Raw genomic sequence first — 6,235 nt, 5'->3', positions numbered from 1 at the left:
TCTATTTTAATTAAGATTCCATTGTTTGATTTATTGAAGTGCAGTATTATAGATTGCCACGCATTATAAATAATGCTCGCAATGACGACAAACCAAAGTTTAAATTTCCTCGCAATGACGCAAATAATATCCCCACAAAGCCACAAAAACCTATCAAACAAGCAAAACCTCAAAAATTTAAATTTTTTCACTTTTTAGGGCTAATTAATTGACTTTTAAGGGGGGGGGGGGGGGTATTATTCCGCCTTAATGTTATCTTAAATTTAGGAGTCAGAATGACAAAGACAAAACTTTCCTACTTTGCTACCAAAGCTCTGCTTGGTGGTTCTATGGCACTGCTCGGCGCACAGCTAAATGCAGCAGAACCTATTGTGATTGATAGTCAAGACAAGTTTGAGAAATATTTTCAGCGAGACAATGAAACAGGTTGGGAATATAAAGCAAACGGCGACACAACGATTCATTTTACATCTGACGATGCTTTTAATGGTGTTAAAGCAGGATATGACATTTGGATTGATACTTATAATACCTCTGAACTTACACTTAAAGACCCTTATAGCGCAGGTGGTTGCGATATAAATCAGTCGGGTGAGTGTAGTTCTCATATAGCGGTTTATAATCTAGGCGTAGGTGGGGACATCTTGTATGATGGGAATGGCAACATTCTTACCACTACAAAAGTGGAAAATCTCGTGCTTTCTTACGACCTACCAAATGAATTTTATTCTAATTTGGAAATCAAAGATTCTGAAGTTTTCATCAAAGGGCATAGTGAGGGCACTATACAAGTTTTCGCAGATTTAGAAATTTCTGGTCCAGAAATTAATCACTTCAATAATGGATATATAAAAGTCAAAGGAGACGCAAATATCACGAATTCTGCCTTTCATCTTATCAAGACTAGCTTTACCGCATTAGAAGCAAATAATCTCACACTCATTGAGGCAAAAAGTTTTAATTCAAATGTAGCAGACAATAAAATAAGGGCATTAAAACCTGTCTATCTGAAAGACTACATTTCGGATTCTGCTTTGCTTAGAGAGGTTGATGCGAATCGCACTGATGCTAGAAATTTGCTAGGTTTAACTATGGATGAGTTAGTGGATTTGAGCGACATCAATGGTAAGCAACTTGTAGAATACGAACTCAAAGCAGAAAATGGAAAACTCATTGCCAATGGTGGAGCGACAGAGGAAGCATTCAAGATTGAAAATCAAATTGCATTTGATAAGACTGCGATTGAAAGCCTCATTGATGAAATCCAAGATTCTGATGACTTTTCTGATGAGCTTAAAACTAATCTAGTTGCAAATCTCAACGAAGCAAAAGACAAATTAGACGCAATTGCTAACCCTAGTGATGATAGAGCTTATATCAATGCCGTTACAGGAGGCTTAAATAATGAGGATATGACAGCCGCTCTTGCTTTGCGCGGGATTGCAGATTTGCTCGGTTCTTTTGGGGCAGACTTGATGAGCAGAGAGGGAATCCAACTTGCCATTGATATTAAAAACGACACACAAGAGAGCGGTAAGAACACGAGCAACCTTACCCAAGCAACCGACACGACAATTTCTGTGGCAAATGATATGTCTATTGGCTCAAGAATTGCTATGCAAAACAATCCTTATCACTATGCGGCAAAGCTTTCTAAACTCAAGCTTGCTTCTGTGGCAAGTGATGTCGCACCAAACTACCTAGACAACACTTATGCACAAAGCGTATGGGCAAATGTCTTTGGTGGGGCAAATATCATTGATTCCAATAGTGGGGGATTGTATGGAATTAGCGTAGGAGCGGATAAATATATTACAGATAGTGTCTTGCTTGGAGTTTATTTTAGCTATGCAAATTCTACGCTCAAAGATTCTTCTTTCAAACAAGAAAGTGATAACTACCAACTAGGGATTTATTCTAATATCCATTTAGATTCTTTGTGGGAACTCAACCTAAAAGGCTATGGACAAATCTCTCCTATGGATTCAAATTATGTCCAAACAGATGGAGCTTACAAGAATGATTACACGAGCAAATTCTTAGGGCTTAGTGCAAATGTGGGCAGGAAGTTAGAGCTAGAGGATACAAGCTTAGTGATTAAGCCTTTTGTAGGGGCAAACTATTACTTTAGCTACATTCCAAGCCATACAGACAAAGGATTAATTGATAAGAAAATGGAATCTAGCAAGAATAATTCTCTAAGTTTAGAAGTGGGGGCAGAGTTTAGAAAATATTTCAACGAATCCTCTTATTTCTTTGCGATTCCAAAAGTAGAGCAATATGTGCTCAATAGCTCTGATGATTATAATGTAACTTTGGCTGCTAATAATGCGTTCTTCACACAAGTAAGAACCGATGATAAGAAAAAGACTTATGGCGGACTTATCATAGGTGGAAATATGAATCTCACAGAGCAATTAAGCTTAAATGTGGGCGTAGGCGCAAAACAAATCCTTGCAGGAAAAATAGATAGCAAGAATGAAACCTATCTCACAGGACAGGCGGGATTAAAATATAAATTTTAATCACTCTACTGCAAATCTCTAGCCCCAAGCTAGAGATTCTCTCATCATCACTAAGTTTTAGAAATTTCACTCATTTACAAAGACTTGCCACTATATCCTTGCGAAACCTTTGCAAAAAGGTTGTGGCAATCTAAAGAAAAGAATCTTGCCTTAAAGATTCCATTGCAAATTTACTTTTTGTAAGATTATAGATTGCTTCGTCTCTCATTCTATTCGTTCCTCGCAATGATATTTTCCTGCGTCATTGCGAGAAAATTTGCAAAATTTTCGTGGCAATCTATAATGTTAGACTTCAGCAAACAATACAATGGAATTGCAAATAAATTTTAAAAGCTCAAGGTGCAATTCTAAGTTATGGATTGCTTCGCTTGCGCTCGCAATGACTAGAAGCAAGAGTGCTTTAGTCTAATAATAAGCAATGATGATGATGAATTTATGTTAAAATCTACCCCAATCTTTATTTATAAACTAAAGGCGAAGAAATGACACCAAAAACCACAGAGTCCGCAAAGCTCAAAGAGCTAGACCTTGCGTGCATTTGGCATCCTTGCACGCAAATGCACGACCACGAGGCAAATATTCCACTCATTCCAATCAAATGCGCACGAGGCGTTTATCTTTATGATTTTGAGGACAAAGCCTATTTGGATTGTATTTCTAGCTGGTGGGTGAATCTCTTTGGGCATTGCAACCCCTATATCAACACCAAACTAAAAGAGCAATTAGAGAGTTTAGAGCACATTATTTTTGCGGGCTTCACACACAAGCCCATCATTGAGTTGTCTAACCGACTTCTAGGAATCCTAGATTCTAAGTTTGGCAAATGTTTCTATGCGGATAATGGTTCAAGTGCGATTGAGGTTGCGCTTAAAATGGCGTTTCACGCTTGCGCAATCCAAGGCGAAAGAAAAACAAAATTTCTATGCCTAGAAAATGCCTATCACGGAGAGACTATTGGGGCATTAAGCGTAGGCGATGTAGGAATCTATACACAAGTCTATCAGCCACTTTTGCTAGAAACCTTGAAAGTCAAAGCACCTTGTGGCGAGAATTTCACAGAATCCCTAGAATCCTTGAGGAAATTATTACAAGCGCACAAGGGAGAAATTGCCGCATTTGTGTTAGAACCCTTGATACAATGTGCGGGAAATATGAATATGTATAGTGCGCAATTCGTGCAAGAAGCGGTAAAAATGTGTCAAGAGTCGGGAATTTATGTGATTTTTGATGAGATTGCGGTAGGATTTGGACGCACAGGAAGCTTTTTTGCCTATCAGCAATGCGGTGTCGTGCCAGACTTTTTAGCCTTAAGCAAAGGAATCACAGGGGGGTATTTGCCGCTCTCTGTCGTGGTTACGACAGATGAAATCTATCGCCTCTTTTATGCACCCTATGAAACACACAAGGCTTTCTTGCATTCGCATTCTTACACAGGGAATGCCCTCGCTTGCGCTTGTGCCAATGCGGTTTTGGACATTTTTGAACAAGAAAATGTGCTAGAAAATAATGCGATTCTCTCACAATTTATTTGGGAAAAGCTACAAGCCTTGCGAGAGTTTGACTTCGTGCGCAACTTGCGGCATTGTGGGTTGGTATTTGCCTTTGATTTGGGCGGATTTGAGGGGCAACGCAAAGGCTTAGAGGTGTTTAACAAGGGCTTAAAGCGCGGCTTGCTCCTGCGCCCACTTGGTAATACAATCTATCTTATGCCTCCTTATGTCTTAACCAAAGAGCAAGCAAGCTACATTGTAGAATCCCTCGTGGAGATTTTCAAAGGCTTTGTGAGGTGAAATCTTTGTGGATAAATTTGCAAACGAAACAAGGGGATTTAAGGTAAATTGGCTTTTTATGCAATGGATAAACAAAATTTTGCGATAAAATTCAAAGAAATTATCGTTAAAACATATTATTTATTTAAATACAAATATATTTTCGTATTCAAAAAGGAATTTTGAATGAAGAAAACCAATATTAAGGCATTCAAATGACTTATGATGATGCAATAGAAAATGTAATGTCAAAAAATGGAGGATTTGCTTCATTAAAATTTTTATATGAACAAATTTGGGATTATAAAGATAGGGGTGAAGTTAAAGGAAAAACGCCAAACAATACTATACAAGAAAGATGTCAAAGAAATCCAAAAATTACAAGGATTGCATACGGAGTCTATGCCCTTAAAAGTTTTATTGATGATATAGAAAGCAACAAAAAAGATTTGCAAATTATTTTAGATTCTTATATTGATAATCAATTAGAAGCAAGAAAAATAACCCAAAGCCAAAGTATGCAAAATATAAGGATTGGACAACAAGATTTTAGAAGAAATTTGTTAGAAACACTTAAAGAATGTCCGATTACCCATATAAAAGATAAAAAACTTTTAATCGCTTCACACATTAAACCTTGGGTATTTTGCAATAATCAAGAAAGGCTTAATATTTATAATGGATTTTTACTTTCTCCATTATTTGATAAACTTTTTGACAAAAGCACTGGATTAATCACCTTTACACAAGATAAAGAAATTTTATTTTCAAGCAAAATGGATAAAAGCACGCGAGAATATTTGAAAAAGATTAATGTCATAAGCGGACAAATAATCACGGATTTACCTACTAATGGTAGAGAAGATTTTTTAAATTATCATTATAGATATATTTATCAAAAATAATCATTTTTGCCTCACTTTTAGAATCCGCTGACAAAGTTGCAAACACCGCTTCTGTTTATGGAGCGTTTCTTAAATCTCTCAAAAAAAGTGCGGCAAAACCCCTTATATTAACTCCTGCTAATTTTGAGTGCAACGAAAACGAACATTTGGTATTTAATGAAGATTCTAATGCGCTAATTTACAAAATAGAAGGCGATATTCTCTATCTTGACCCACCCTACAACGCAAGAGAATATGGGGCAAACTATCATCTTTTAAACACAATCGCCCTTTATGACGACTTCACCCCAAAGGGCAAGACGGGCTTAAGAGAATATAAAAAATCTCATTGGTGTAAAAAGGCAAAAGTCGCAAGTGAGCTTGAAAACCTCATCAAAAATGCAAATTTTGAATGGATTTTCTTAAGCTACAATGATGAGGGCTTGTTAAACCTAGAGCAAATTCGCACGATTTTTGAAACCTATGGCACATACTCTCTTAGAAGTCAAAAACATCAAAGGTTTAAGGCGGATTCTAAACGCATTTGCAAGCAAGATTCTACGATAGAATATTTACATATTTTAAGAAAGCAGGTTTTTTAAAATTTCTATCTTGGTCTCTGCTTTTGCAAAAACCGCATTGCCTCACAATAACAAAACCAACCACCACTTCACGGCAAGATTTTCATCATAAATTCTGTATGCGAAATTATAGATTGCCACACCGATGAATCGGCTAGCAATGACCGAAGTAGCAGACACACTGATTTCTTGTCATTGCGAGAAAGTTTTAAACTTGCGTGGCAATCCATAATCCAAACCAAAAGAAAATAAACAATGGAATCTAAAATAAATAGGCGAGATTCTATATTATGGATTGCTTCGGCTTTGCCTCGCAATGATGCAGATAATATTCCCACAAAGCCACAAAAACCTATCAAACAAGCAAAAACTACAAAATTACAATTTTTTCAACTTTTTAGGGCTAATTAATTGACTTTTAAGGGGGGGGGGGGGGGTTTTTTTTTAGTTTTTTTTTTTTTGAAAGGATTTTCTTT

4 protein-coding genes and 1 pseudogene are annotated in these 6,235 nt (G+C 36.7%); all 5 read left to right on the top strand.

The genetic code is table 11. The features are described 5' to 3' along the window. Positions 1-275 precede the first annotated feature (275 nt). The 5 genes and pseudogenes from HDT10_RS08315 (at position 276) to HDT10_RS08295 (ending at position 6,170) form a co-directional block, all read left to right on the top strand. Complete coding sequence (locus HDT10_RS08315; RefSeq protein WP_290882222.1) at positions 276-2,525, top strand: autotransporter outer membrane beta-barrel domain-containing protein; 2,250 nt, start codon at positions 276-278, stop codon at positions 2,523-2,525. 482 nt (positions 2,526-3,007) lie between these two features. Next, positions 3,008-4,315, top strand: a complete 1,308-nt coding sequence (locus tag HDT10_RS08310) for an adenosylmethionine--8-amino-7-oxononanoate transaminase (protein WP_290882221.1) — start codon at positions 3,008-3,010, stop codon at positions 4,313-4,315. 194 nt (positions 4,316-4,509) lie between these two features. Beyond that, positions 4,510-5,199, top strand: coding sequence for an HNH endonuclease (locus tag HDT10_RS08305; RefSeq protein ID WP_290882219.1), 690 nt, complete (start codon positions 4,510-4,512; stop codon positions 5,197-5,199). Positions 5,200-5,201: 2 nt separating this feature from the next. After that, positions 5,202-5,780 (top strand): annotated as a pseudogene (locus tag HDT10_RS08300) (DNA adenine methylase); the annotation flags it as partial. Positions 5,781-6,014: 234 nt separating this feature from the next. Continuing rightward, positions 6,015-6,170, top strand: coding sequence for a hypothetical protein (locus tag HDT10_RS08295; protein ID WP_290882216.1), 156 nt, complete (start codon positions 6,015-6,017; stop codon positions 6,168-6,170). The last annotated feature ends 65 nt before the right edge of the window (positions 6,171-6,235 follow it).

This window comes from Helicobacter sp. (assembly GCF_014799995.1).
GTDB lineage: Bacteria > Campylobacterota > Campylobacteria > Campylobacterales > Helicobacteraceae > Helicobacter_D.
This window is presented reverse-complemented; position numbering and strand designations above follow the sequence as displayed.